Annotated in this window: 30 protein-coding genes; 26 read left to right on the forward strand and 4 right to left on the reverse strand. The window is 51.2% G+C overall.

The genetic code is table 11. The annotated features are described in order from the left end of the window. Positions 1-44: 44 nt before the first annotated feature. On the forward strand, positions 45-1400 hold the full coding sequence (locus tag EVJ20_RS01485) for a cryptochrome/photolyase family protein (protein ID WP_131506885.1): 1356 nt from the start codon (positions 45-47) through the stop codon (positions 1398-1400). 66 nt (positions 1401-1466) lie between these two features. Here EVJ20_RS01485 and EVJ20_RS01490 read toward each other — a convergent pair whose 3' ends face one another. After that, entirely contained in the window at positions 1467-2369 is a 903-nt protein-coding gene (locus EVJ20_RS01490; protein ID WP_071399536.1) for a COX15/CtaA family protein, read from the reverse strand. A gap of 333 nt (positions 2370-2702) precedes the next feature. Here EVJ20_RS01490 and cyoE point away from each other — a divergent pair, with 333 nt between their 5' ends. The 10 genes from cyoE (at position 2703) to EVJ20_RS01540 (ending at position 10683) form a co-directional block, all read left to right on the forward strand. Continuing rightward, positions 2703-3635 carry a heme o synthase gene (cyoE, locus tag EVJ20_RS01495; protein WP_070327579.1) on the forward strand — a complete coding sequence of 311 codons (933 nt, stop codon included), beginning with the start codon at positions 2703-2705 and terminating at the stop codon, positions 3633-3635. Between the two features lie 110 nt (positions 3636-3745). Beyond that, positions 3746-4723 carry a cytochrome c oxidase subunit II gene (gene coxB / locus EVJ20_RS01500; protein WP_070327956.1) on the forward strand — a complete coding sequence of 326 codons (978 nt, stop codon included), beginning with the start codon at positions 3746-3748 and terminating at the stop codon, positions 4721-4723. Positions 4724-4761: 38 nt separating this feature from the next. Continuing rightward, positions 4762-6630: a cytochrome c oxidase subunit I gene (gene ctaD / locus EVJ20_RS01505; protein ID WP_070327578.1), complete on the forward strand. Its 1869-nt coding sequence runs from the start codon at positions 4762-4764 to the stop codon at positions 6628-6630. Beyond that, on the forward strand, positions 6631-7257 hold the full coding sequence (locus tag EVJ20_RS01510; protein WP_070327577.1) for a cytochrome (ubi)quinol oxidase subunit III: 627 nt from the start codon (positions 6631-6633) through the stop codon (positions 7255-7257). It begins immediately after the preceding gene. Between the two features lies 1 nt (position 7258). Further along, positions 7259-7588: a cytochrome C oxidase subunit IV family protein gene (locus EVJ20_RS01515; protein WP_083273975.1), complete on the forward strand. Its 330-nt coding sequence runs from the start codon at positions 7259-7261 to the stop codon at positions 7586-7588. A 136-nt stretch (positions 7589-7724) separates the two neighbouring features. Further along, positions 7725-8648, forward strand: a complete 924-nt coding sequence (locus tag EVJ20_RS01520; protein WP_070327576.1) for a cytochrome c oxidase assembly protein — start codon at positions 7725-7727, stop codon at positions 8646-8648. Between the two features lie 23 nt (positions 8649-8671). Then, positions 8672-9133, forward strand: coding sequence for a DUF420 domain-containing protein (locus EVJ20_RS01525; RefSeq protein ID WP_016509532.1), 462 nt, complete (start codon positions 8672-8674; stop codon positions 9131-9133). Between the two features lie 20 nt (positions 9134-9153). Further along, the gene (locus tag EVJ20_RS01530) at positions 9154-9768 is read left to right on the forward strand and encodes an SCO family protein (RefSeq protein WP_131440363.1); all 615 of its coding nucleotides are present in this window, start codon (positions 9154-9156) and stop codon (positions 9766-9768) included. Positions 9769-9773: 5 nt separating this feature from the next. Beyond that, positions 9774-10046 carry a hypothetical protein gene (locus tag EVJ20_RS01535; protein WP_035386138.1) on the forward strand — a complete coding sequence of 91 codons (273 nt, stop codon included), beginning with the start codon at positions 9774-9776 and terminating at the stop codon, positions 10044-10046. 145 nt (positions 10047-10191) lie between these two features. Continuing rightward, positions 10192-10683: a cysteine hydrolase family protein gene (locus EVJ20_RS01540; RefSeq protein ID WP_131465350.1), complete on the forward strand. Its 492-nt coding sequence runs from the start codon at positions 10192-10194 to the stop codon at positions 10681-10683. A 76-nt stretch (positions 10684-10759) separates the two neighbouring features. Here the strand turns inward: EVJ20_RS01540 and EVJ20_RS01545 are convergent, their stop codons facing one another. Then, positions 10760-11119 carry a YugN family protein gene (locus tag EVJ20_RS01545; protein WP_070327573.1) on the reverse strand — a complete coding sequence of 120 codons (360 nt, stop codon included), beginning with the start codon at positions 11117-11119 and terminating at the stop codon, positions 10760-10762. Between the two features lie 102 nt (positions 11120-11221). Further along, positions 11222-11977, reverse strand: coding sequence for an ATP-grasp domain-containing protein (locus EVJ20_RS01550; RefSeq protein WP_201738980.1), 756 nt, complete (start codon positions 11975-11977; stop codon positions 11222-11224). Positions 11978-12098: 121 nt separating this feature from the next. Here EVJ20_RS01550 and EVJ20_RS01555 point away from each other — a divergent pair, with 121 nt between their 5' ends. From EVJ20_RS01555 to EVJ20_RS01575, 5 genes are read left to right on the forward strand one after another with little or no spacing between them, the layout of a single operon-like run. Next, complete coding sequence (locus EVJ20_RS01555; protein WP_070327571.1) at positions 12099-12551, forward strand: YlbF family regulator; 453 nt, start codon at positions 12099-12101, stop codon at positions 12549-12551. Beyond that, positions 12535-12798: a YlbG family protein gene (locus EVJ20_RS01560; protein WP_016508973.1), complete on the forward strand. Its 264-nt coding sequence runs from the start codon at positions 12535-12537 to the stop codon at positions 12796-12798. The genes EVJ20_RS01555 and EVJ20_RS01560 overlap by 17 nt, the downstream gene beginning before the upstream one ends. Positions 12799-12851: 53 nt before the next feature. Next, the gene (gene rsmD / locus EVJ20_RS01565; protein ID WP_131506887.1) at positions 12852-13418 is read left to right on the forward strand and encodes a 16S rRNA (guanine(966)-N(2))-methyltransferase RsmD; all 567 of its coding nucleotides are present in this window, start codon (positions 12852-12854) and stop codon (positions 13416-13418) included. Between the two features lie 4 nt (positions 13419-13422). Continuing rightward, positions 13423-13917: a pantetheine-phosphate adenylyltransferase gene (coaD, locus tag EVJ20_RS01570; protein WP_016509015.1), complete on the forward strand. Its 495-nt coding sequence runs from the start codon at positions 13423-13425 to the stop codon at positions 13915-13917. Further along, positions 13914-14906 (forward strand): SepM family pheromone-processing serine protease, encoded by a 993-nt coding sequence (locus EVJ20_RS01575; protein ID WP_131465346.1) that lies wholly within the window; start codon positions 13914-13916, stop codon positions 14904-14906. The genes coaD and EVJ20_RS01575 overlap by 4 nt, the downstream gene beginning before the upstream one ends. Here EVJ20_RS01575 and EVJ20_RS01580 read toward each other — a convergent pair. Then, positions 14885-16015 (reverse strand): tRNA(Met) cytidine acetate ligase, encoded by a 1131-nt coding sequence (locus tag EVJ20_RS01580; RefSeq protein ID WP_236636145.1) that lies wholly within the window; start codon positions 16013-16015, stop codon positions 14885-14887. The two genes, EVJ20_RS01575 and EVJ20_RS01580, sit on opposite strands and share 22 nt — an antisense overlap. A gap of 157 nt (positions 16016-16172) precedes the next feature. On the opposite strand from EVJ20_RS01580, the gene EVJ20_RS01585 reads away from it, so the two are divergent. The 10 genes from EVJ20_RS01585 (at position 16173) to mraY (ending at position 25757) form a co-directional block, all read left to right on the forward strand. Continuing rightward, positions 16173-16700: a YceD family protein gene (locus tag EVJ20_RS01585; protein ID WP_070327567.1), complete on the forward strand. Its 528-nt coding sequence runs from the start codon at positions 16173-16175 to the stop codon at positions 16698-16700. 22 nt (positions 16701-16722) lie between these two features. After that, complete coding sequence (gene rpmF / locus EVJ20_RS01590) at positions 16723-16896, forward strand: 50S ribosomal protein L32 (protein WP_081338944.1); 174 nt, start codon at positions 16723-16725, stop codon at positions 16894-16896. Positions 16897-17005: 109 nt separating this feature from the next. Then, positions 17006-17845: a ketopantoate reductase family protein gene (locus tag EVJ20_RS01595; protein ID WP_131465342.1), complete on the forward strand. Its 840-nt coding sequence runs from the start codon at positions 17006-17008 to the stop codon at positions 17843-17845. Further along, positions 17845-18198 carry a DUF3397 domain-containing protein gene (locus EVJ20_RS01600; RefSeq protein WP_268887652.1) on the forward strand — a complete coding sequence of 118 codons (354 nt, stop codon included), beginning with the start codon at positions 17845-17847 and terminating at the stop codon, positions 18196-18198. Before EVJ20_RS01595 ends, EVJ20_RS01600 begins: the two co-directional genes overlap by 1 nt. Positions 18199-18222: 24 nt before the next feature. Then, positions 18223-19779 carry a bacillithiol biosynthesis cysteine-adding enzyme BshC gene (gene bshC, locus EVJ20_RS01605; RefSeq protein WP_236636146.1) on the forward strand — a complete coding sequence of 519 codons (1557 nt, stop codon included), beginning with the start codon at positions 18223-18225 and terminating at the stop codon, positions 19777-19779. Between the two features lie 168 nt (positions 19780-19947). Then, positions 19948-20880 (forward strand): 16S rRNA (cytosine(1402)-N(4))-methyltransferase RsmH, encoded by a 933-nt coding sequence (rsmH, locus tag EVJ20_RS01610; RefSeq protein WP_131465336.1) that lies wholly within the window; start codon positions 19948-19950, stop codon positions 20878-20880. A 23-nt stretch (positions 20881-20903) separates the two neighbouring features. Next, positions 20904-21266, forward strand: a complete 363-nt coding sequence (gene ftsL / locus EVJ20_RS01615; protein ID WP_084813098.1) for a cell division protein FtsL — start codon at positions 20904-20906, stop codon at positions 21264-21266. 38 nt (positions 21267-21304) lie between these two features. Next, on the forward strand, positions 21305-23413 hold the full coding sequence (locus EVJ20_RS01620; RefSeq protein ID WP_236636147.1) for a penicillin-binding transpeptidase domain-containing protein: 2109 nt from the start codon (positions 21305-21307) through the stop codon (positions 23411-23413). 58 nt (positions 23414-23471) lie between these two features. Continuing rightward, positions 23472-24776 (forward strand): UDP-N-acetylmuramoyl-tripeptide--D-alanyl-D-alanine ligase, encoded by a 1305-nt coding sequence (locus tag EVJ20_RS01625; RefSeq protein WP_201740004.1) that lies wholly within the window; start codon positions 23472-23474, stop codon positions 24774-24776. Between the two features lie 21 nt (positions 24777-24797). After that, positions 24798-25757 (forward strand): phospho-N-acetylmuramoyl-pentapeptide-transferase, encoded by a 960-nt coding sequence (gene mraY, locus EVJ20_RS01630; RefSeq protein WP_070327561.1) that lies wholly within the window; start codon positions 24798-24800, stop codon positions 25755-25757. Positions 25758-25765 lie beyond the last annotated feature (8 nt).

Raw genomic sequence — 25765 nt, forward strand, 5'->3', positions numbered from 1 at the left:
GCATAGCCACGCTATGCTTCTTTTTTAGATAGGGAGTGGGAAAGATGAGACGAGTATGTTGGTTCCGGTCAGATTTTCGATTAAGTGACAATCATATGTTACACCGGGTCTTGAAAGATGCCTCAGGTGACGATGACATCGAGTTCGTCTTTTGGCTCAATCCGAAATACTGCGAGCCGTTCGAGACGAGACACGATTATTTTTTCGCGACGATGAAGCAGTTCATGCAGGAGCTCGCCGATCAAGAGATCGGGCTTCGCACCATTGTTGCCAACTCAGCGGAAGCGTTTGTCGAGCAGCTCGGACGACCCGACGCGCTTTATTTTAACGCTGAGTATGTCGAGCCGTTCAAACAACGTGACGATGCGGTCATCGAAGCGCTCGGGGGAGACGTGTTAGTCATCCGTTTACTCGACCGTCATTTATTCGCCCCGAACGCGTTCACGAAAAAAGACGGTACTCCGTATAAAGTGTATACGCCATTCAAAAAAGCGGTGTACGCTGAGACGCCGCCACAACCGTACGACGTCGACGTCGCTCGATTGAAACAACTCGCGACGAAGCAACATGAACTACCTGATGAATTGAAACAGCAGTTTGACCGGTGTGAACGTTCGTGGAAAGCGCTCGGAGAGGAAGCGGCTATGAAACGGTTACGCGATTTTGTGGAACACCGGGTGACGAGTTACGCTGAAGACCGTGACATCCCGGCGATCGCCGGGACGAGCCGGCTGTCACCGTATTTACGGACCGGTGTGTTGTCGATTCGTACGGTCGCAGCAGCCGTCCTCGAGGCGCGGCAGTCAACAGGACGTGACACGTATTACGATGAGCTATTGTGGCGCGAGTTCTACTATATGATCATGGTCCAGTTTCCGGGACTGAAAGACCGGCCGTTCAACGACAAATATAAACATCTCGACTGGGAAGACAATGACGACCAGTTTGAGAAATGGTGCCGTGGCGAGACCGGGTATCCGATCGTCGACGCGGCGATGCGTCAATTGAACGAGACCGGCTGGATGCACAACCGGCTCCGGATGATCGTCGCTTCGTTTTTGACGAAACATCTGTTGATCGACTGGCGCAAAGGCGAGCGCTACTTCGAACGGAAGTTGATCGACTACGAGGCCGCCTCGAACATCGGCGGATGGCAATGGGCCGCTTCGGTCGGAACGGACGCCGTGCCGTATTTCCGGATCTTTAATCCGACGATCCAGTCGGAGAAGTTCGACGCGGACGGGACGTTTATCCGCAAATATGTAACCGAGTTGGCCGACGTTGACAGGAAAGCGATCCATTTCCCGGACCCGTCAGAGCGGGACGGTTATATTGAACCGATCGTCGATCATAAGGCGGCGCGTGCAAGGGCGCTCGAACGGTTCAAGGACGCACAGTGACAGATAGGCATACAAAAAGGAGCGGTCGCCCGCTCCTTTTTGTGATTCGTGATTTGGTTTGATTCGTCAGACCGTTTCTTTTCGAGCTGCGTCTACCGCTCGATTGGTGCTTCGATACGCATGGTACGCCAAGTACGAGATGATCCCGAAGTAGCACGTGATCAAGAAAGCGTGCAAGAGCGGTACATATGTTGCGTGGCCGCCAAGGACGATCCATGCACCCGTGCCGACTTGAAGCATGATGAAGAATAGTGAGGCCCACATGCCCCGTTCGACGAGACGGTTCGTTTCGCGTCGGGCCAAATAAAGGACGTAGAGCGTGTAGAAGACGAGGAGTGCCGCCATGATGCGATGCCCCATTTGAACGTATGATTCGAACGTCCACACGTTTTGCTCACAGATCGGCCAACCGACACAGGCGTATGTCGCACCGAGGTGTCTGACGTAAGCTCCTGTGTAGACGACGACCATCGTGTAAATCGTCAACCCGTACAAGTGAATCTTTAGTTTTTCGGATACCGCTTTGTGTACCCGTTCACCTTCGAATAAAAGAATCGTCAGGATGAGCAGGGACGCAAACGAGACGAGCGAGATCCCGAAATGGAGCGCGAGAATCGCGTCCGACTGTTGCCAGATGACGGCTCCGGCGCCGATGATCGATTGGATCAACATGAAAATGAACGCTAGGAACGCGAACACTTTGACATCGAATCGATTTTTGACGACCGTGAACGTCCAAATCGTCAAGGCGATGATGAGGAGTCCCTCAATCCCTGACACGACGCGGTGACTGTATTCGATCATCGTCTCGACGCTCGGGTTCGTCGGGATCAGTTTCCCGTGACAGAGCGGCCAGTCCGTCCCGCAACCGTCACCTGAGTCGGTTTTCGTAACAGTACCGCCCATGATCAAGACGAGCATCATACCGAGGGTGACGAGGCTTGAGAATAGTGCGAGTTTTTTATGCATTCGTTTCCACCTGCTTTTTGAGAAAAATCACTAGAATTGTGCCTTGTATGTTTTTATTTTTTTCGCCATACTTATTATACGGCTTTAGTCCTGAAAAACGAAACGGAAAAGCTTGCAATCGCTATCAAAATCGTTATCCTAGTATTAGCACAGGAATTTTACTGTGACAATTATCACACGTTCGCCATAAAAAACTCGCTATTTTACAAGCATAAACGACGTATTCTTTTTGGAAATATGGTATCTTTGTAATGAGTTAGGTGTACTTTGTTCATATTGTGTTTTTTCTGTGAAAAGAATACGAGGATTTCGTGATTATGTGGGGGGGTCAGCATGACAAAAGTCAACCCGGGAACAGTGGCAGAAGTAGACTATACAGAATCCGCCGCCTCGTTCCGTGACTATGTTGCTTTGGCAAAAATGGGAATTGTACGCGCTAACCTTTTGTTAGTGTTCGCCGGTTTCTTTGTGGCAACAACATACCAGAGTGACACGCCAGTGCTTTATTTGTTTGAAGTTTGGCCACAGCTCTTATTAACGATGTTAGGAAGCGCGCTCGTCATTTCCGGGAGTTGTTACCTAAACAACTTCGTGGACCGTGATATCGACTACTTGATGGGACGTACAGACAATCGACCGAGTGTCACCGGTAAAATTTCAGGGGAGCGCATTTTACTTCTCGGACTTACGCAACTTGCGGTCGGGACATTGCTTTTATTGATCGTGTCGTACGTAGCAGCAGTCTTCGGTTTAATCGGGGCATTTTTTTATGTCGTTATTTATACGATGTGGCTAAAACGGACACATACGTTGAACACGGTCGTCGGCAGTATCTCCGGAGCGGTTCCACCGCTGATCGGATGGGCCGCGATTGACCCGGCGCTTCATATCGACGCCTGGCTCATGTTCCTCGTCATGTTCTTGTGGCAACCGCCACATTTCCTCGCGCTCGCGATGCGACGCGTCGAGGAATACCGGGCGGCAGGCATTCCGATGCTGCCCGTTGTAAACGGCTTCGCGATCACCAAGCGGCAAATCATTTGGTGGATTGCGACGCTCATTCCAGCATCGCTCTTGTTTATGCATTACGGTACGGTCTACGTGATCATTGCGGCCGGTCTTGGGGGCTACTGGTTATATCTCGGTTTGAAAGGGTTTAAAGCCGAAGATGAGATCAAGTGGGCTAACAAAATGTTCTTTTATTCATTAATTTATTTAGTCGTGTGGATTGTCGCACTCATGCTGACGGCACTGCCTTCGTCATGACGGCACTTTGGTAATCGCACTCACTATATAGAAACCATTGCACATCATTTTGGGAGAAAGTGGGGATTGTTGTGAAATCATTTAAGAAGCTTCTGTTTGGCATCGTCCCGATGATGATGTTCGCGCTGCTATTGTCAGGGTGCGGCGTAGAGGGATTGTCTGCATTGAAGCCGATGGGAGAAGGCGCTGAAATTCAGCTCCGGATCATTCTCATCAGTTTGGCAATCATGCTCTTTGTACTTGTCATCGTAACGGTCATTTACGTGTACGTGCTCATGAAATTCCGTCGGAAAGATGAATCGATTCCGAAGCAAGTGGAAGGTAGCAGCACGCTCGAGATGATTTGGACAGTCGTTCCAATCATCTTGCTCATCATTCTCGCTGTTCCGACAATCACAACGACTGTCGAACTCGCGAAAGCGAAAGAAGCGAAAAAAGAAGAAGAAATTAACGTTACAGCCAACCTGTACTGGTGGGAGTTCGAATATCCGAACGCTGGTGTTGTCACAGGACAAGAACTTGTCATCCCGGTCGGTAAACGGGTCGGTATCAACTTGACATCAAAAGACGTCATTCACTCGTTCTGGGTACCGGCTTTGTCTGGTAAGACGGATACGAACCCAGGGTTAGATAACGAGATGTGGTTGCATGCGAACGAAGCAGGTACGTTCTACGGTAAATGTGCCGAGCTTTGCGGACCATCGCACGCGCTCATGGACTTCAAAGTCATCGCCCTCGAGCAAGCTGATTACGATCAGTGGCTCGAAGACATGAAAGCGAAGCAAGACGAGAACACAGAAAACCTTGTCGCCGACAATCAAAACTTGACGACAGGTGAGCAAGTGTACGTCGAAAGCTGCTTGAGCTGCCACGGTGGCGGTAAAGTCGCGCCGAGCTTGACGAACTTCGGTGACCGCGAGTGGTTGGCGGGTTACCTCGAAAACAACGAAGAAAAGTTGAAAGAATGGATTCGTGATCCACAAGCATTAAAACAAGGCGCGCTCATGCCTGGCTTCAGTGAAGGCCAAATCAGTGATGAAGAGTTAGATGCACTCGTTGACTTCTTGTACGATCAGAAGATTGACTAACGGGAAAAGGGGGATTTCACGTGGCACAGACCACTGCTATGCAGCAACCGCGTAAATACAATGGCATCATGGATTGGGTTACGACGGTTGACCACAAAAAAATCGGTATTTTGTATTTGTTCTCAGGAATCTTCTTCCTCCTTCTCGGTGGAATTGAAGCGTTACTTATTCGTTGGCAACTCGTCCGTCCGATGAACGATTTCGTCAGCGGCGAAGTGTTCAACCAGTTGATCACGATGCACGGGACGACGATGATCTTCCTTGCGGCGATGCCGATGCTATTCGGTTTTATGAACGCCGTCGTGCCGCTTCAAATCGGGGCGCGCGACGTCGCGTTCCCGTTCATTAACTCGCTCGGTTTTTGGTTGTTCTTCTTCGGTGGCCTCATGTTGAACCTTAGCTGGTTCTTCGGCGCTGCACCGAACGCGGGTTGGACGGCTTACGCGCCGCTCTCGACGCAACCGGAAGCGACAGGGGTCGACTTCTACGCCCTCGGTCTTCAAATCTCAGGGTTCGGTTCACTCATGGCCGGGATTAACTTCCTCGTCACGATTTTGAACATGCGGGCACCAGGCATGAAACTCATGCGGATGCCGCTCTTCACATGGACGACGTTCGTCGCTTCGGCGTTGATCGTCTTCGCGTTCCCGCCGCTTACAGTCGGCTTGTTCATGTTGATGTTCGAGCGTCTGTTCGGAGCCGTTTACTTCAATCCGGCAATGGGCGGTAACGTCGTCATTTGGGAACACCTCTTCTGGATCTTCGGTCACCCGGAAGTTTACATCTTGATCTTACCGGCATTCGGTATTTTCTCGGAAATCATTCCGACGTTTGCCCGTAAACGCTTGTTCGGTTACACGACGATGGTATTCGCTACGATGCTCATCGGGTTCCTTGGCTTCATGGTTTGGGTTCACCACATGTTCACCGTCGGTCTCGGGCCGGTCGCGAACTCGATCTTCGCCGTCGCGACGATGGCCATCGCCGTTCCGACAGGGGTCAAAATCTTCAACTGGCTGTTCACACTTTGGGGTGGGCAGATCAAGTTCAACGTTCCGATGCTTTACTCGGTGGCGTTCATCCCATCGTTCCTCGTCGGAGGGATGACAGGGGTTATGCTCTCGGTCGCACCGGCTGACTATCAGTACCACGATAGTTACTTCGTTGTCGCCCACTTCCACTACGTAATCGTCGGTGGGGTCGTCTTCGGTCTTTTCGCAGGACTGTTCTACTGGTTCCCGCTCATGTTCGGCAAAGCGCTCTCTGAGAAGCTTGGCTACTGGCAGTTCTGGTTGTTCTTCATCGGGTTCCACTTGACGTTCTTCCCGCAACATTTCCTCGGATTGTTCGGGATGCCACGCCGCGTCTTCACATACTTGCCGAATCAAGGGTTTGAGACGATGAACTTGCTGTCGACGATCGGTGCCTTCTTCATGGGTGTGTCGACGATCATCTTGCTCATCGCCGTCGTCAAGGCGTTCTTGTCGAAAGACGTCGTCAAGCCGGACCATTGGGAAGACGGACGTACGCTCGAGTGGACACTTCCTGTGCCGACTCCAGAGTACAACTTCGCACAAACACCGCTCGTCAAAGGGTTGGACACGTTCTGGCTCGAGAAGATGGCGGGTAACAAACGGGTTTCTGTCGCTGAACCAGTGTCAGACATCCACATGCCGAATAACTCATTGATCCCGTTCTTCATGTCACTCGGGTTATTCATCGCTGGACTTGGCGCGATTTTCCAAATGGACAACCCGGTTGTCGGTTGGTCACTTATCGTCATCGGTTTACTCATCACGTTCGTGTCGATGTTCCTCCGTTCATGGATCGACGACCACGGATTCTACATTCCAAAATCACAAATCGAAGCGGATTTGAAAGCGATTCGTGAGAAAGGAGAACAATAAATGGCACATGCAGTTGAAAAACACCCAGTGACCGGTATTCCGGCCAATCCAGAGAAAGCCACGCTGGAAGGGAAAAATAAATATGTGGCCTTCTGGTTCTTCCTTGGAGGAGAGACGGTTCTCTTCGCCTCGTTGTTTGGAACGTACGTCGGGCTTCTAAATTCTGGTGCGCCAGAGGAACTTCGCTCGTACAACATCTTTGAGATGGGGCTCGTCTTCATGATGACGATGCTCCTCCTCACGAGCTCGCTCACGAGCGTGCTCGCGATGATGAACATGAAAGCGAACAATCCAGGTCGAATGAAGTTTTGGTTGATCGTGACGCTTCTTCTCGGGGCAGGGTTCTTAGGAGCTGAGATTTACGAGTTCATCCACTACTACAGTATCGGTCACACGTTCACGTCGAGTGCGTTCGGTTCTGCGTTCTATACGCTCGTCGGATTCCACGGCGCTCACGTCACGTTCGGTCTCCTTTGGATCACGACGCTGTTGATCCGCAACTGGAACCGTCCGATCGATGTCTACAACGCACCGAAGTTCTATGTGTCGAGTTTATATTGGCACTTCATCGACGTTGTTTGGGTCTTCATTTTCTCGATCGTCTATCTCTTAGGGATGGTGAGCTGACATGGAAAAAAATCCAATGAACGAAACACACAAACAGTTAGAGCTTGAAGTGAAGGCAGAGTCGAGACGCGAGTATCAACTTCAGTTGATCAGTTTCGCGATGATGATTTTGCTCACGTTTGTCGCGTTCGGCGCGGTCTACGCGGAGCTCATGCCGGTATGGGCGGCGGGTGGCTTCTTGATCATCCTCGCCATCATCCAAGTGTTCTTGCAGCTGTACATCTTCATGCATATGAACAACCGTGGCAACACGTGGATCGTCGGAATGATGTGGCTTGGTATTTTCGTCGCCATCATCACTGTCGCGGCACTTCGTTTGCTCATTTGGTAAAAATGTGACAAAGGATTGAACATCTGTGGAAACATAGATGATTCAGTCCTTTTTGCTTTACTTCAAAAATAAAGGAATAGTAATCTTGAAGTGAACGGTTTCATTGGTTTGGGAGAGAAAGAAAAGGGGTGAAGGGATGCTCTGGAATACATCAGAGCTACTCAAACAGTTCGAATGGACAACGCTTTGGAGTCCGTTGTTCGGATTGTTGATGGTAGGGTTGTACGTCCTCTATGCGTTCGTCACAGAGAGAATGGCGAAACGAGGGTACGAGTCGACCACGTTGCTACAAAAGTTCAGCATGTTGTTTGCGATCGTGCTCTATTACATCGGATTTGGTAGTCCAGTCGACGTGCTCGCGCACATCATCTTCTCGGTGCATATGTTGCAGATGGTGCTCGTCTACGTGTTAGCGCCGGCGCTCGTCATTTACGGATTGCCGTATTGGGTATTTGAAAAATTATTTAGTTATAAAGTAATCGGGCCGACGCTTAAGTTTATGACGAAACCGCTGATTGCGCTCGTGTTGTTCAACGCGTTATTTACGTTTTATCACATGCCATTCATCTTTGATTACGTGTTAACGAACTACGGGGTGCATCGCATCTTTCACGGGGCTCTCGTCGTCTTTAGTTTGACGATGTGGTATCCGGTAATCGCCCCGTTCCTCTCGGATGAAGAAGAGGGGATGTCCGATTTGAAACGGATGGTGTACATCATCGCAAACGGTGTGCTATTGACGCCTGCTTGTGCGTTCATCATCTTCAGTCAAGGAATTCTCTATGACGCCTATACGGACGTTGAGACGTTCGCGACGGTGCTCGGATACTGTATGCCGAACGGAGACGTATCCGGTCTCGACTTAAACGCCTTGATGGGTGCGACGAACAGCGCCCTCGAAGACCAGCGCTTCGGCGGGGTATTGATGAAGCTTGGACAGGAAGTCGTGTACGGTTTCTTCTTCGGCTGGACGTTCTTCGGTTGGGTACGCCGGACGAAATCGCTCGCGCTTGACGAAGGCATGTCATTCACACCGAACGAACCGAAAGAGAAAAAATGAACTAAGTCAAAGGGGAAACATCGATGAACTATCTTGCCTTAATTAGTGTGACATTCATTGTAATCAGTGCGATTTTGGTCGCCATCGGCTGGACGATTATCGCGCGCGACCGCCGCAATATTGAAAAGCATAAAAAAGTCATGACAGCAGCTGCCGTCGCGGCGACGACGTTCTTTATCCTTTACGTCTCGCGGACGATCTTTGTTGGGAATACCGCATTTGGAGGTCCGGACTCGGTGAAGCCGTACTATCTCGCTTTCATGATTTTCCACATCATCCTGGCGACGACAGGTGGTATCCTCGGATTGATCACACTCTATCTCGGCTATAAAAACAAGATCGAGAAACATCGTAAAATCGGACCGAAAGCATCAGTCGTCTGGTTTTTCACAGCCATTACAGGTGTGATGGTCTATGTTCTTCTCTATGTGGCGTTTGAACCGGGTGAGACGACGAACGTCTTCCGGGCCATCATCGGAGGATGACCGAAGAGAGGGGGATGAGCATGAAACGGAATAGTTACTTGACGGTCGGGTTGACGGTCGTCATTTTGATCGCTATCGGAGCGGCCTCGTATTTCCTCTTCTTCAAAGAAGATGATTTGCCGGTCATCCAAGAGCCGACCCCGTTCACGTTGACGAACGCGCTCGATGGCCAACCGTACGACTCAGATAACGGAAAAGTCAAAATCGTCACGTTCTTTTATACGAACTGTCCCGATATTTGTCCGCTCACGCTACGCGACTTCATGAAACTCGAGCAAGACTTGAAGGCGAACGACTTGTACGGCACTGACGTCGAACTCGTCGCCATCACGGTCGACCCGGAAGTCGATACGATCCCGGTACTTGAGAACTACGGAGCGGCGTTCCAAGCTGAGCCAACTGGATGGAAGATGTTGACCGGTGACAAAGCCGACATCGACCGGATCACCCGTCAGCTTCAGTTCTATTATTCGAAAGCGAATAGTGGACTTGTCACCCACGCGACGACGATGTATATCATCGACCGTCACCATGATGTTCGTGCAGTCGCGCAAATGGCGACGACAGGAGAAAAACCAGTCGACATCGAAACCATTATGGAGGACGTGAAAGTGCTCGTTGCAGAAAAGGAGTGAAGAAGATGAACGATACGATGGCTGTCATCGGAAACGATTATTCATACGGAGATGTGACGATTGCAGAGCGGGCGATCGAGGATTTGATTGCGTGTAGCGCGATCGAATTCGGATTGCGTGAAGTGAAAGTCGTGTCGCTCTCGAAAGAGCGGTACGATTATCTACTGATCGCACCCGTCTCGCTTAGCGAGGCAGAGCGGTTGTACCGTTACGTCCGCGACCAGTTCGATCTATTGCTCGGACAAGTCGATGTGACACTCAATGTGATTGCTACATGAGAGAAGGGAGGACCCATTGAGGGCCTCCCTTTTTGTGTATCATATTATCTGAAATGACATGTCTATATTTTCCAGAAGCAACCTCTGGTATGATGAGAGATGAGTCATACGACAGTTCGTTTCTTATTATGAAGGAGGACGTAACATGCAGAATAACGCGTTGGTCATCATTGATATTCAAAATGATATCACGAAGAATTATAAGGCGATTATCGATCACATTAACCGCTCAATCGATTGGGCGGTCGAGCAAGGGATTCCGGTCGTGTATATTCGCCATGAGAATCTGTCGCCCGGCACTAGGACGTTTAAAACGGGTACGCGCGGTGCTGAGCTGGCCCCGGAGTTGAAACGCGTGTCCGATCATGTATTCACAAAATATAAGGGCAACGCCTTGACGAGTGACGCGTTCAGCGAGTTTATTCAAGCGAATGAGATTGGCCACTTTTATATTGCCGGCGCGGATGCGATTGCCTGCGTGAAATCGACGTGCTATAACTTACGCAAATTAGACTATGCGGTCAGCGTATTAACGGACTGTATCACGAGTTATGATTTAAAGAAAATTGACGGGATGCTCGACTATTATGAGAGTAAAGGGTGTGCCATCATCCGGTCAGAGGACTTACCGGCGTAAAGGGATCCTCGGTCTGAATCCAGCCGCCCTCTACATAGATGAATCGCCGTTTCAGCCAAAAGAAAAACCCCTTCGTTTAGAGGGGTTTGACTTCCAGTGTTTCCGCAAGAGCCGCGAGACGACGCTCACAGTCGCGAACGATTTCTTCTGGGAACTCTTCGTCGTACTCGACGCCGTGCGGGTAGTAATGTTTCCCGAGAATCGGTGTCACCATTTTAACGACCGCATGACGGTCCTCGATTTGGCCTTCAATCGCATAAACCGGCAAGCGCAGGTAAAACGTCTCGCCCGTCGATTGCTTCTCGTACTTCATATCATACGTCGCACGCTCATAGTCCCAAGCGCCTTCACGGATGAAATGATGATGATCCATGATCGTCTCGAGCAAACCGAAGCGGATCTCTTTTCCCTCGATGTGGAACTGCTCAAATTTCATCATAATCCCCCTTTTCCCTAATAAACCTCATATGTCATCATATCATATTCGAAAACGTTCTTGGAATAACGTGTGTTCAAATTGTGAAAAAAAGATGAACGGTCAAGACATCGTTTCGAGATACGCCGCAATCTTGTCGATAAGTCTCACGCCGAGCGGCATCAATCCTTCTGAACCGAAGAAGACGTTGAATTCCAAGATGTAAAAATTATCCCCTGAGACGATGACGTCGAACGCGGCGTGATTGATGTGAAGCGTCTTCGCGATCGAGAGCACTTCTTCCACGACGTGACCTGGGATATCGTCATACGAGAAGTGGGCACCTTGGGCGACGTTGTTTAAAAAGGCCTCACTGACGCGCCAATAAGAACCGACGACTTCTTCGCCGATGACGATGATGCGCAGGTCACGGTCGTTCGGGATGAACTGTTGGACGTAAAACGTCTCGTGTTTGTCGACGTATTCGAGCCATTCTTGTTCATTTTTAATGAGCCAGACGCCTTGACCCATCGAGGACTTGGCGGTCTTGGCGACGAACGGGTATTCGAACTCTTCAAGGACGCGTTCGATCGTGTACGGGTTCTTCCCGTAAATTAACGTCTTCGGGATGCGATGCGGGAACGTCGCTGTGAAAGCGCGTGTCATCTCGATTTTATCGTGCCCGAGGTGGTACGTTGCCGGAGACGGGAAGATCGGTTTGTTCAATCCGTAAATGATCGAGTTGACCATCCAGTACTCTGGGAAGAGGACGAGATCGGCCGCCCGGACTTTATCGAGCTGATCATAATAATATTCTGGTTTCGCATAGTCGGTTTTCATACCGGCCGAGCGAATCATGTTAAACGAGACTTTTTTCATCGTACACCGCACGAAGCGGTGGTTCACTTCCTTTCTGCATTTACGTCACGTTCAATTATAAGTCCGATTGCTCACAGAGGGAATCAATTGTGGTAAAATCATGTCAGAAAGGGTGAAAGCCATGATTATTACTGAACAGACGATTGATTTGCTCGATCAAACAGAAGCATTGACTGCCTTGATCGAGACGAGCGAATCGTTCCAAACATATATCGCGACAAAACAAGCTCGCGCTCGCTCGAAAGAAGCCCAGGAAGTCGAACGGGAATTTTTACGAATGAAAGAAGATTATGAGTACGTGCAACGGTTCGGGAAACATCACCCAGATCACGATCGTATTAAAAAAGAGATGCATCTCGTGAAGCGTCGTCTCGACGTGCAACCGGAAGTGGCCGCCTTCAAAAAGGCGGAACGTAACTTGGATAAGTTACTCGGAGAAGTGAGTGAGCTGTTGGCGTTCTCGGTATCTCCAAAAATCAAAGTGCCTACCGGCAACCCGTTCTTCGATGAGGGTGGCTGTTCCGGTGGCGGAAGCTGTGGCGGAGGAGGCGGAAGTTGTGGATGTGCTGGCTGAATCATTCGAGTTAAAAGGTCGAATCGGACTCGTCGTTTACGTGCAGTCGCTCAAACAAGTGAAAGCGCTACGTCGCTACGCAAACTTATATTACGTCTCGAAGCGTGAGAAGTACGCCTTTTTATATACGGACTTAGAAGACCATGAGACGATCATCGAGAAAATCAGTGCCTTGCCATTCGTCGACGCGGTCGTTCGGAGCGAACGGCCTTTCATTGCCGAGACGTACGAGCCAAAGCAGAAATAAACGGGCGAGATGAAGGTGGTGACGCCTTCATCTTTTCTAATGGAGGATCAACGATGCGAGTCATTTCAGGAGAACGAAAAGGGACGCGCCTAAAGGCGGTCCCAGGGTCGACGACACGACCGACGGCAGATAAAGTAAAAGAATCATTGTTTAATATCATCGGCCCTTACTTCGCCGGGGGGGATGCCCTCGACCTTTACGCGGGGAGTGGCGGTCTCGGGATCGAGGCGTTATCACGGGGGTGCGACCGTGCCGTCTTCGTCGATCGTCATGGGAAGGCGATTCAAACGATACAGGACAATCTACGGGCGACGCGTTACGAGGCACAAGCGACGGTTCAAAGACAAGACGCGCGGGCCGTCCTCGACCAACTCGCCGAGACGGGGCGGTCGTTTAAACTCATTTTCATGGACCCGCCGTACCATGAGGAAGAACATGAATCGTTTTTACAACTCATTGAATCGAACCGACTGTTGACAGACAACGGCGTCGTCGTCTGCGAACATGGCAGCGAGACGACGTTGCCGGATCGGGTCGGTCAGCTCGAAAAAATTAAGGTTCAACGCTACTCGTCTGTCATTACGATCAGCCTTTACGAGTACGCAACGACCGAGGAGTGAACATATGAAACGGATCGCGATTTGCCCGGGGAGCTTTGACCCGATTACGAACGGACATTTAGATATTATTGAGCGGGCGGCAGCCATCTTTGACGAAGTGATCGTCGCGGTGCTCGAAAACTCGAGCAAGGCACCGTTATTCAACGTCGAAGAGCGGCTCACGCTCATTCGGGAAGTGACATCGCATTTACCGAACGTGTCAGCGGACGCGTTTGGCGGGCTGCTCGTCGAGTATGCCGCTAAACGAGAAGCAGCGACGATCGTCCGCGGTCTTCGGGCTGTCTCTGACTTCGAATACGAACTTCAGATCGCTTCGATCAACAAGAAGTTAAACGAGGACGTCGAGACGCTGTTTATGATGACGAACAGCAAATACTCGTTCCTCAGCTCGTCGATCGTGAAAGAAGTCGCCAAATACGGCGCCTCGGTCGCTGAACTCGTTCCCGAACAAGTCGAACAGGCACTTCGGAAAAAATATGAAGTGAGTCAACAGCAATGAAGTCGCTGAAGATCGGCTTCGGTATCCTCGTCGCCGTGCTCATCTTTCTGTTTGCCCCGTTACCTTATTACATCACGTATCCGGGCGAAGCGACGACCATCGAAACCTTTATGACGGTTGAAGACGGGACGAAAGATGCGGGTGAACTGATGATGGTCACGATCTCGCAACGACGGGCGACACCGCTTTGGCTCGTCGGGAGCTGGTTCACGCCGTTCACGGAAGCGAGTCCGTCTAGTCGCTATTTGTATGACGGCGAAGGGGAAGACGATTACGAGCGAAGACAGCAGCTGCTCATGTCATCGTCGCAGCAAGCGGCCATTCAATACGCGTACGGTCTAGCCGAAGAGGACGTGACCGTCACGTTTGACGGCATGTACGTCTCGGCTCCAATCACCGGGTCGCTCGCGGCGAACGTCCTTAAACCAGGTGACGTCATTACAGCGCTTGACGGCCAATCGTTCGCGTCACGTCTTGATTTCATCAACCGCGTCTCGGCGTTCGAGACGGGGGATGAAGTGACGATCACGCTCGAACGGGATGGACGGGAACGTGTCGTGAAGACACTCGTTCAACCGCTCGACCGGAGCGGGGACCGTGTCGGTCTCGGAATTTATGAACCGCTGCCGGTGCAAGATGTACGCACAGAACCGGACGTCACGTTTGAACTGACGAACGTTGGGGGGCCCTCGGCCGGGCTCATGTTCACGCTAGAGATTTATGATCAGTTGACGCCGGGTGACTTGGCGGGCGGTGAGACGATTGCCGGTACTGGCACGGTCGATGAAGAAGGAAACGTCGGTCCGATCGGTGGGGCGTGGCAAAAAATCGTCGCGGCTGACCGAGCCGGTGCCTCGGTGTTCTTCGTGCCGGCCGGTTCGAATTATGATGAAGCGCTGGAATCACTCGACCGGCTCGAGAGCGATATTGCAGTCGTTCCGGTCGAAACGGTCGAGGACGCCATCGATTATTTGGAGTCGATGAATTGAGGGGTTTGCATATGCTCGAGCAGTGACCGGTTGCCGAGAGGTAACCGGTACGCCTCGGTCACACGAGCTTCGAACGCTAAATCGGACTGGTACTTGCTGACGAGCGGTACCGTTTTTTTTATGTCTTTTAAGACGCTACGGCCAATCGCATTGAATGCGAGCGGACGGACGTACGGGACTTCGTCAAATCGTTCCGGAAGTTCGTCACGTTTCCAATGGATGAGGACCGAGACGAGAGCGCGCTGGATGGCCGTGCGTGTATAGCGTCGCGTCAACAGACCGCTCATAGCTTGTTCGAACGTCGGTGCGAGACCTGCTTCGATCAAGCGAGGGGACAACGAAGCGTCAATGCCGACGAGTTGTTCGAGTTCTGACTTTGGGATCGTCCGTAACTTGAATTGCAAGACAGGCCAATAGAGCGACCAGTGGGCCATCGACGTCTGCTGGAATAACGCCCGTGTCGCTTCTGGGACAGCCCGGACACTTCCGGTCTCGAGATAGTGGGCCCGGACGCCCGTTGCCGACATGACGTCCGAGACGCCTGTATCGTGGTAGCCGGCCCCAAGACGCTTTACGGTATGGAGTGAGATGGTGCGAGCGGCTTTCGCATAATGATAGGCGAGAATGTTGTTTGGGAGCGTCAAGTCAAAAGTTGGATAAAGTGCCGCAAACGCCTCGCTCGATGCTTTGGCGGATGACTTGCCTGCTTTTAAGGCGTGTTGGAGCGCGTCATGATAGGCGGGTGTCGCTTCGATGCCAGCGTGTGCCGCGCGCCGGATCGCATCGGCGTCGCCGCTCTCACTGCCGAACGAGAGCGTCTGGCATCCGATTTGTTCCGCGATGGCGACAGCCGCGCTCGCGAACCGGTCGGCGCGTTGGACGCCGTAACAAGTCGGCAGTTCGATCACAAGGTCGATCGCCCCTGTTTTGACTGCCGCCGCAGCCCGGCTCCACTTGTCAAAAGCAGCCGGTTCACCGCGCTGTGTGAACTGGGCACTCATGATGGCGATCATGGCGTCGGCATCCGTTTCGATTCGAGCTGTTTTTGCCTGATAGAGATGTCCGTTATGGAACGGATTGTACTCCGCGATGATGGCCGTCTTTTTCATAAATTTACTCCTTTGCATTGTCGATTGGATTGGTGTAAGATAGGTAAGTACGCTTTGGCAAAGCGCCGTCGCCAACTGATTTTAGTGTAAAGAAAAAACATTGACAAAACAAGTTGGCCTATCTATAATTCATATTGTTGCAATTGAGGTGATTCGGATGAAGTGGTCTATTGCACAGCTACTTAAGCTACGAAACCAGGATGACAGTTTTTCCATCGATGAGATGGTTGAACTCGAAGAGCTTACTCAGCTCCATCCGGATATCCGTTCGATTCGCCCGGTGCATGTGCACGGGGATGCGTCGTTCACATCTAATCAAGTTACATTCAATTTGAAGGTTCAAGGGGACCTGACGTTGCCAGATGCGCGTACGTTAGAGGATGTCGTCTTTGAATTTGATATTGAATCGCTCGAGCCTTTCTTTTTGGAGAATGGGCGTTATACGGAGCAATTCGATGATGTCAATTTGCCAGAAGGAAATACGATTGATCTGCGACCGATCGTAAAAGAGCTCATCATGTTAGAAGTCCCGATTCAAATTTTCGGGAACGAAACAGACAAAACTCAGGTTGAAGGGGAAGGCTGGTCTCTCATTGACGAACAGCCCGACGACCAACCAAAAATCGACCCGCGCCTCGCGGGCCTTGCTGACTTGTTCTCTAAAAAAGAGGACGAGAACGGCTAACTTTTCAAGGAGGTGGACAACGATGGCAGTACCATTCCGTAGAACGTCGAAAACTCGCAAACGTCTTCGTCGTACTCACTTCAAACTTAACGTACCTGGTATGAACGAGTGCCCGAACTGTGGCGACATGAAACTTTCACACCGTGTTTGCAAATCTTGCGGACATTACAACGGTAAAGAAGTAACAAGCAAATAATGCGAAAAGAAGCGGTCTCCTTGGAGATCGCTTCTTTTTTTAATTGTGTGGTCCTGGAAACAGATTGTGGTAAAATTCTTTGTGCACACTGTTTGTGGAGGGATAGCGAATGAAGCCGATCAAACGAATTGGGATTATCGGGAACGGGGCTGTCGGGATGTTGATGGCGTCGTTACTCGCGAAAGACTATAGCGTCACCTTGTACGGTCGAGGCGAAGAAACGAAAGACGTCATGATCGAACGAGCCGGTATGACGAAGGGGACCGTCGCTGTCCCGCTCAAACCGGTACATACACTCAACGAGACGGATGCGGACGTCTTTTTCGTGACGACGAAAGCGCACCAAGTGCGCGCGGCGACAGAACGGCTTACCGGGGGCGTCCCTGTGTTCATCTGCTCGAACGGGATTGCCCATCTCGAGTACGCTCGGGAACGAGGATTCCACTTAGGCGTCATCGAGCACGGGGTGACGCGAGACAAAAATCGAATTAACCATAGCGGCCTCGGCCGAGTTCGGATCGGGAGCTTGGATGCCCTACAGCCGCTCACGTTCATCGCCTCGCCGCTCCAAGTCGTGTGGGAAGCGGATATCGAACAAGTCGTCGTTGAAAAGTTGTTTGCGAACGCGATCATCAATCCGATCACCGCACTTTGTCGCGTCCCGAACGGAGCCGTCGCCGAACCGCCTTGCCGCGAAGTCGCGCAAACGATCTATGAGGAGCTGACACCGCTGTTCGATCAGTTCGTGCCTTATACATATATTGAGACGATCATCGAGAAGACAGCTCAAAACCGCTCTTCGATGCTTCGAGATATCGAGGCCGGACGTATGACCGAGGTCGATGCCATCTTGACCCCGCTCTTGAAACGGGCCGAGGACAGAGGCCGAAAACTGACGGTCATCCCACTCATGCAAAAATTGATAATAGGAGCGAGCGCATCGTGTTAGTGTATATCGTTTCATTTCCGCTTGTCATATGGTTTATGGTGTATATGATACTTAGAAAAATTATGCTGAAATCGGTCAATACGTTTAAACTTGTCTGCGATGCCGGAGTGTTCCTCTGGTTTTATGCGTGTGCGGTCCTATTAGAGACACTCGTCGGGGACGACGTCGTTTGGTTGCTCTTAGCCGTCTGCTGCGCTATTTTTCCGGCAAATGCGATTTGGCAGCGAGTCCGACACGAAGAAGTCTTATATACAAAAATGTTCGTACACGGCTGGCGATTGTTATTTTTACTACTCGTCCCGTTACACGCCGTGTTGTTCTCGCTCGGTGTCGCAAAAGAAATGATTCATTGACCGTTTGAAAGGAAGTCGTTATACGTGAGGATAGAGTCGCTAGACGCCATGTACAGTCCATCTTCCCCGATGATTCAAATCGAAGCGGGATATACGAAGTGGCTGGACTATAAAGGAATGGACGAGCTCGAAGCTCGAGCGAGCGAGCTTGAAGGACGCTCATACCCGCATCTGGAATCGTTAGCAGGGATTCTTCGGGCGCAACAGATGGTTCACGGTCCGCTCTCGGACGTGCTTGACTCAAAACTCGACGCGCTCGCGAAAGGCGAGGCGTTCACGATTGTGACCGGACAGCAAGTCGGCGTCTTCGGGGGCCCGTTGTTTGCGGTGTATAAGCTGTTAACCGTGCTCAAACGAGCGAAACAGGCGGAAGCCGTGCTCGGTAAGCCGGTCATCCCGATTTTTTGGATGGCGACCGAGGATCATGACTTCGCCGAGATCAACCATGTGTACGCCCCCCAGCCGTTGTCACGGCAACTGCGGAAAGAAGCGTTGTCGACCGTTCCGCTCGCAGGGAAAGCATCGGTCGGAGAACTCGAATTCGACCGTCTCAAAATCGAACTCGTCCAAATGTTGCAACGTCTGTTCGTGTCGGAGACAGAGACTGTCCATACGGCGACGCTTTATCATGAGCTTGTCGTCTTACTCCAAGCGAGTCACTCGTTCGCACAATTTTTTGGGAAGATGATGCGGCGTTTCGTCGGGAACGATTTTCTCCTGTTCGACCCGCATCAGCCTGACGTACGCCGGCTCGAACGTGAGGCGTTCAAACAGTTGATCGTGCAACACGACCGCTTGCACGAAGTGTTCCGCGACTCATTTGAGGACGGCATGCCGACCGTAGAACTGAACCGCGATGCGGCCCACGTGTTTTATCATGACGGGACGCGTGAATTGTTGACGAAAGAACAAGATGTCTTCACGACGAAACGCGGTCACTGCTTCACGGAGGCGGAACTGTTACAAGAAATTGATGAGCATCCCGAACGGTTCTCGAATAATGTCGTGTCACGGCCGCTCATGCAAGATTACTTGTTCCCGACGCTCGCATACGTCGCTGGTCCGGGGGAGATCGCCTATTGGCTCCAACTTCGTCCGTTGTTTCATGTATTCGGTTGGAAGATGCCGTTGTTGATCCCGAGACTTGGCGCTGTCGTCATGTCGACGAACGACGAGAAAAAACTCGCTCAAGAAGGGACCACACTCGTCGATTACTTGACGAATCCGCTCCCGGACCATTCGTTCGATGACGAATCGTTTGACCAAAGTCTGTATGCCTACCGCACGCTGTCTGAAGCAATCGGGCAAGAGGCAGGAAAGCGCGGGCATCGCTTTGAGACGAACGCGCGACATATCCTTGACCGTCTCGCTGACGAGATGCGGGCCGAGGCGAAGCGCGAGCAGTATCGTTTGAATCGACGCCGGATCCATCTGTCGACACGCTTGCTGCCGATGGACGCACCGCAAGAGCGGATCTGGTCGATGGTCCCACTGATGAATCGTCACGGAGACGATTTATTCGTTCGGTTACGCGCCGCCTATGAACAGGCGGAATGGGAGCGTTGTTTAGTCAAAATTTGATTGTGAAATCGTAAATGATCGAGGTTCTCCACTTGTTTGGAGAACCATTTTTTGTTTGTTACCTTTTTGTTTCCTATTTTCTCTAAAAACCAATGCGTAGCTTGACATTTTTATGATAAAGTAAATGTAATAAACTAGTTGAAAAATGTAGGTTGAGAGGGTTTTTGTATGTTTGAGCATGAAACGGTTTTAAAAATGGAGTCTGTTGATGGACTGAACATCAAACCGGACGGAATTTACGTCGATTGTACGTTAGGGGGAGCCGGTCATAGCGAAGAGATTGTGAAACGCCTGACGACGGGCCATCTTTACGCCTTCGACCAGGACGACGTCGCACTCACGCACGCTGCTGAGCGTTTGGCTCCATATGAGGACCGGGTTACGTTTATAAAGAGCAACTTCGTCCATCTGAAAGACGAGTTAGCGGTACGAGGTGTGACACAAGTCGATGGAGTATTATTTGACCTCGGTGTCTCTTCACCACAGTTAGATGAGGCAGAACGCGGCTTTAGCTATAATTTTGACGCTCCGCTCGATATGCGAATGGACCGGTCACGAGATTTTTCGGCGTATCACGTCGTCAACGAATGGCCGTTCGGGGACCTCGCCCGCATTTTCTTTACATACGGGGAAGAGAAGTTCTCGAAACAGATTGCGCGTAAAATCGAACAAGCCCGTGCCGTCAAGCCGATTGAGACGACGTTCGAACTCGTCGAATTGATTAAAGACGCAATTCCGGCGCCGGCGCGACGCAAAGGCGGCCATCCGGCGAAACGGACGTTCCAAGCGATCCGCATCGCTGTGAACGACGAATTGAACGTGTTCGATCGTGCCGTCCAAGACGCGATTGACATTCTCGCCATCGGTGGACGGATTTGTGTGATCACGTTCCATTCACTTGAAGACCGCATCTGTAAGCAGGTTTTCAAAGAGAAGAGCCAGTATCCACAGTTGCCAAAAGGATTGCCGATTATCCCAGAGGAGTTCGAACCGGAATTGAAGCTGATCACACGCAAGCCGATCACTGCCGGAGATAACGAACTTGAAGACAACCGCCGGGCCCGGTCGGCCAAACTTCGGATCGCTGAAAAACAAAAATAGATTGTACGTAGGAGGGATACCTGATGCCAGAAGCTGCCCGCAAGGCTCTGCAGCCTCAAATTTCACCGAATCGAAATCCGATTCCGCAAGAACGACCAATACCAGCTCCGAAACGACGTACGTTGACCTTGTTCGAATCCATCCTGTACCCGACGATGATTTTCTCGGTCGTCTTGTTCGGTGGCATCACGGTGTCGAAACATAACGAAGCGTACAATATTATGCGAGATACGGCTGTCATCAGCCAAGAGATGAACACGATCTCGAAAGAGAATGAAGAACTGAAGTATGAGATTGCCCAACTAAGCTCACCTGAGAGAATTTATGCGATTGCTGAAAAGCTCGGCATGCAGTTCAATGAAAAGAACGTTTTGGTGATCGACTGATGAATTCTCTACAACAGAGTAAAAAAAGAGTGGCGTGGGTGGCGATCGTTTGCTTCACACCGCTCTTTTTATTTTTTGTCGGCTGGTTCCTCTACTTGTCCGTCTTTCAGACGTACAAAGGGGAGAACATGCTCGCTTTCGCTGAAGAAGAGCGTTGGAAGGCTGTCAGTACACTTAAGGCGGAGCGTGGAGAGATTTTTGATCGGTTCGGGCAACCGATTGCGATCAATATCCCGTCCTACCGGATTGTCGCGGTCTTGAAGCTAGGGGGAGAGCGGGTCGAAAACAAGACGCTCTTGCCTGACGAGTTTAAGGGCGCGTCTAAAGAGCTTGCGACGGTCATTCCGATGACTGAAGCCGATATTTTGAAACGGCTCGAACAAAATGTCGATCGCGGTCAAATCGAGTTCGGGGTACCGGGCCGGGATTTGACGGTCGAACAAAAAGAAGCGATCGAAGCGTTTGAGATTCCGGGCATCACGTTCGTCGAAGAACCGAAACGCTATTACCCGAATAAAGTCTTTGCTTCATCCGTCGTCGGCTACGCCCAAAAGATTGATCAAAACGGGCGCATCGAACTCGTCGGAGAACTTGGAATCGAAAAATCGCTCAATGACGTGCTGAGTGAATCGTACGGTTTATATCGTTTCGAGAAAGATTTAGCAGGCCGACAGCTCGTGTCGAGCGATGAACAACTAAAAATCGACCCGGAAGACGGAGCGGACGTCCAGTTGACGCTCGATCATCGCATCCAACAACTGCTTGATACGAAAATGGATGAACTGTATAAAGAATATAAACCGAAAAATGCGACGGCGATCATCATGGATCCAAAGACCGGTGAGATCATCGCCTTGTCCGATCGTCCGTCTTTTGATCCGAATACCCGTGAGATCACGTCTTACAGCAACTTCTCTGTCTCATCTCGCTTTGAGCCGGGTTCGACGATGAAAATCTTCACACTCGCCGCAGCGATCAATGAAGGTGTTTACAACCCGAACGAGTTGTATAAATCCGGGTCTTACAAGTATGGCAAGACGGTGTTCAATGATTATAACGTCACCGGATGGGGTACGATTCCTATGGTGGAAGGTGTCTGGCACTCTTCGAACGTCGCCTTCTCGATTTTAGCGAATGAACGACTCGGACTCGGCCGGTACGAAGATTACTTCAAGGCGTTCAAGTTCGACCAACGAACGGGCGTCGATTTGCCGGGAGAAGTGAACAGTCAATACGACTTCGATAGTCCGATGAACGTGTTGATCACAGCATGGGGACAATCGACGGCGATGACACCGATGCAAATCCTACAAGCGACTTCAGCGATCGCGACCGACGGGACGATGAAACAACCGTACGTGATTAAAAAAGTCGTCAACCGTGAAACGGGCGAGACGATTCGGACGACCAATCCGAAAACTGTCGGTCAACCGGTCACGGAAGAAACGGCCAAGCTGACACGCGAAGCACTCGACGGTGTCGTCAATAGTGATCTCGGAACCGGTCAACTGTATGCGCTCGATAATTATCGCGTCATCGGAAAAACCGGGACGGCTCAAATTGCCGAAAATGGGAAGTACTTGAGCGGTCAGTACATCCACTCGTTCGTCGGAATGGCACCGAAAGATGATCCGGAACTCGTCATGTATATTGCGGTCGACCGACCAAACGGCGACTCGTCGACGACGGGTCCGCGCATCATGGCGCCGCTGTTCAAGGATGTCATGGACGTGGCGTTGCGCTATCGAAGCGTCGAACCGGAAAAACAAACGAAAACAATCGATGCGTCGACGAAGACGACGGAAACATACGTCGAGCTTGGTCGTGATGAGGCGGTCAAGCAGGCGAAAGCCGCTTCGTTCGAACCGATCTTACTCGGTAGCGGGGACGGTGTCGTCGCTCAAAGCCCGGTCGAAGGGCAGTCGTACGTCGTCGGGGAGCGTCTCCTGTTGAAGACGGAGGACTCGTTCACGATGCCGAACCTATCAGGCTGGTCGCTTCGTGATGCGAAACGATTGGCGACGCTCTATCAATTGAATTTAGAAATAGACGGAACGGGCTTTGTCACTTCCCAGTCAATCGGGAAAGGCAAGCCGGTCAAGAATGGGGCGACACTCAAAGTGAGGCTCCAATCACCGTCGAACTAACGCATAGGGATGAAGAGGGCCTCGGCTCTCTTTTCCTTTGTCACAGGAGGAAATAAGGATGGAACAGTTAACGATACAAACACTTGCTTCTTGGTTTGGGATGGAGACGGACGACACACGTGAGGTCCGTCATGTCGCGACCGACTCGAGGGACGGTAATGAGGACGGATTGTTCGTGCCGATCATCGGGGCTCGCGTCGATGGCCACGACTTCATCGATGCGGCCGTCCAAAAAGGCGCAATCGTGACGTTTTGGGAGCAGGGGCGTCCGCTGCCGGAAGGGATTGTGGCGATTCCTGTCGAGTCACCGCTAAAGGCGCTGCAAGAAGCGGCGGCACGATACTTGGCTGAAATCGATCCGTTCGTGGTCGCGATCACCGGTTCAAATGGCAAGACGTCGACGAAAGACATGGTTGCCGTCGTTCTCGGGGAAAAGTTCAAAACCCACAAGACGGCTGGAAACTTCAACTCGGATGTCGGTTTGCCGCTGACCGTACTGCGAATGCCTCGTGACACGGAAGTCGCGGTGCTCGAGATGGGGATGAACGGATTCGGTCAAATCGAGTTGTTATCGAAACTTGCCAAGCCTGACGTCGCGTTCGTGACGAACATCGGCGAGTCGCACGGCGAACAAGTCGGCGGTCGCTCAGGGATCGCTAAAGCGAAACTTGAGATTAAAGCCGGGCTCAAACCGGACGGGGTGCTCATCGTCGATGCCGACGAGCCGCTTTTGGCCAACGAAGGTTACCGAGTCGGTTACGACGCGACGGCGGATGGGAAACTTGAAGTCGTCGAATCGACGTTTGACGCCTCGATTTTCCGCTACAATAACGAGTTTTATGAGTTAAAAGTGCTCGGAGCCCACCAAATCCGGAATGCGGCATATGCGATCGCGTGCGGACTCAAATTAGGTCTTGATCACGAGACGATCCAACGCGGTCTGAATCGGGTTCAATTGACATCGATGCGGATGGAGAAGCAAATGTTCGGTGACGCGCATTTGATCAATGACGCCTACAATGCGAGCCCGACATCGATGATTGCCGCCATCGAGACGGTGAAAACGTTAGAAGGCTTTAGCCGTCGTGTCCTCGTCCTCGGGGATATGTACGAACTCGGGACAGATGAACAGGCTCAGCACGAGAGTGTCGGCCACGTCATCACGGCGCCTGTGACCGATTGCGTGCTGATCGGCGACAAAGCGAAATGGATCGCACAAGGAATCAATGACCCGCGCGTGAATGTGACGATGGTCCCAACGGTAGAGGAAGCGAAAGCACTCCTCAGCAGTTATCAACGGCCACAGACTGTGATATTGTTAAAAGCATCGCGAGGACTTGCGCTTGAGCGCTTAGTCCAATAAATAGAGTAGTGAGGTACGAATATGTTAATCAGTTTAATCGTCTTAATCAGTTCATTATTGACCGTATTGGTCGTCATGCCGCGGGCCATCCCGGCGCTTCGTAACTTAAAGTTTGGTCAGGAGATCCGGGACGAGGGTCCGGATTGGCATCAAAAGAAATCAGGGACACCGACGATGGGCGGGATCGTCATCCTGCTCGCACTTCTTGTCGGCTTTCTCGTTTCGATCGTGTTTGGAGAAGCGGTCGCCGGATTCGGGACGCTCTTGTTCGTCACGCTCGCGTTCGGGATCATTGGATTCCTTGACGACTACATTAAAGTCGTCAACAAACGCAACCTTGGATTGACATCGCTCCAAAAGTTGATTGGCCAAATCATTGTCTCGGTGTTGTTCGTTTGGTTCTTATCACTTGGCGGCGGGCTCGACACAACAATCAGCATTCCGTTCACATCGATCGCGTTTGATACGGGCTGGTTCTACATCGCCATCGTCATCTTCTGGCTCGTCGGTTTCTCGAACGCCGTCAACTTGACGGACGGTTTGGACGGTCTCGTTTCGTTCTCGGCCATCCCGACGTTTGCGTTCTTTGGAATTTATGCGTTAGGACAAGATGAAGTCGGCATCGCTTGGTTTGCGTTTAGTACGGTCGGAGCACTCCTTGGGTTCCTCGTCTTTAACAAATACCCGGCGAAAATTTTCATGGGTGACACGGGTTCGCTCGCTTTAGGCGGAGCGGTCGCTGGTCTCGCCCTCATGTTGAAACTTGAATTATTACTCGTCTTCGTCGGTATTATTTTTGTCATCGAGACGCTCAGTGTCATCTTGCAGGTCATCTCGTTTAAAACGACGGGGAAACGAATCTTTAAGATGAGTCCGATCCACCACCATTTCGAGATGGTCGGCTGGTCAGAATGGCGCATCGTATTGACGTTCAGTGGAATTAGCTTGATCACGGCAGTATTGTCGTTACTTCTCATGTAATGGATGGT

The organism is Exiguobacterium sp. SH0S1 (assembly GCF_004337165.1).
GTDB classification, from domain to species: Bacteria; Bacillota; Bacilli; order Exiguobacteriales; family Exiguobacteriaceae; genus Exiguobacterium; species Exiguobacterium aurantiacum_A.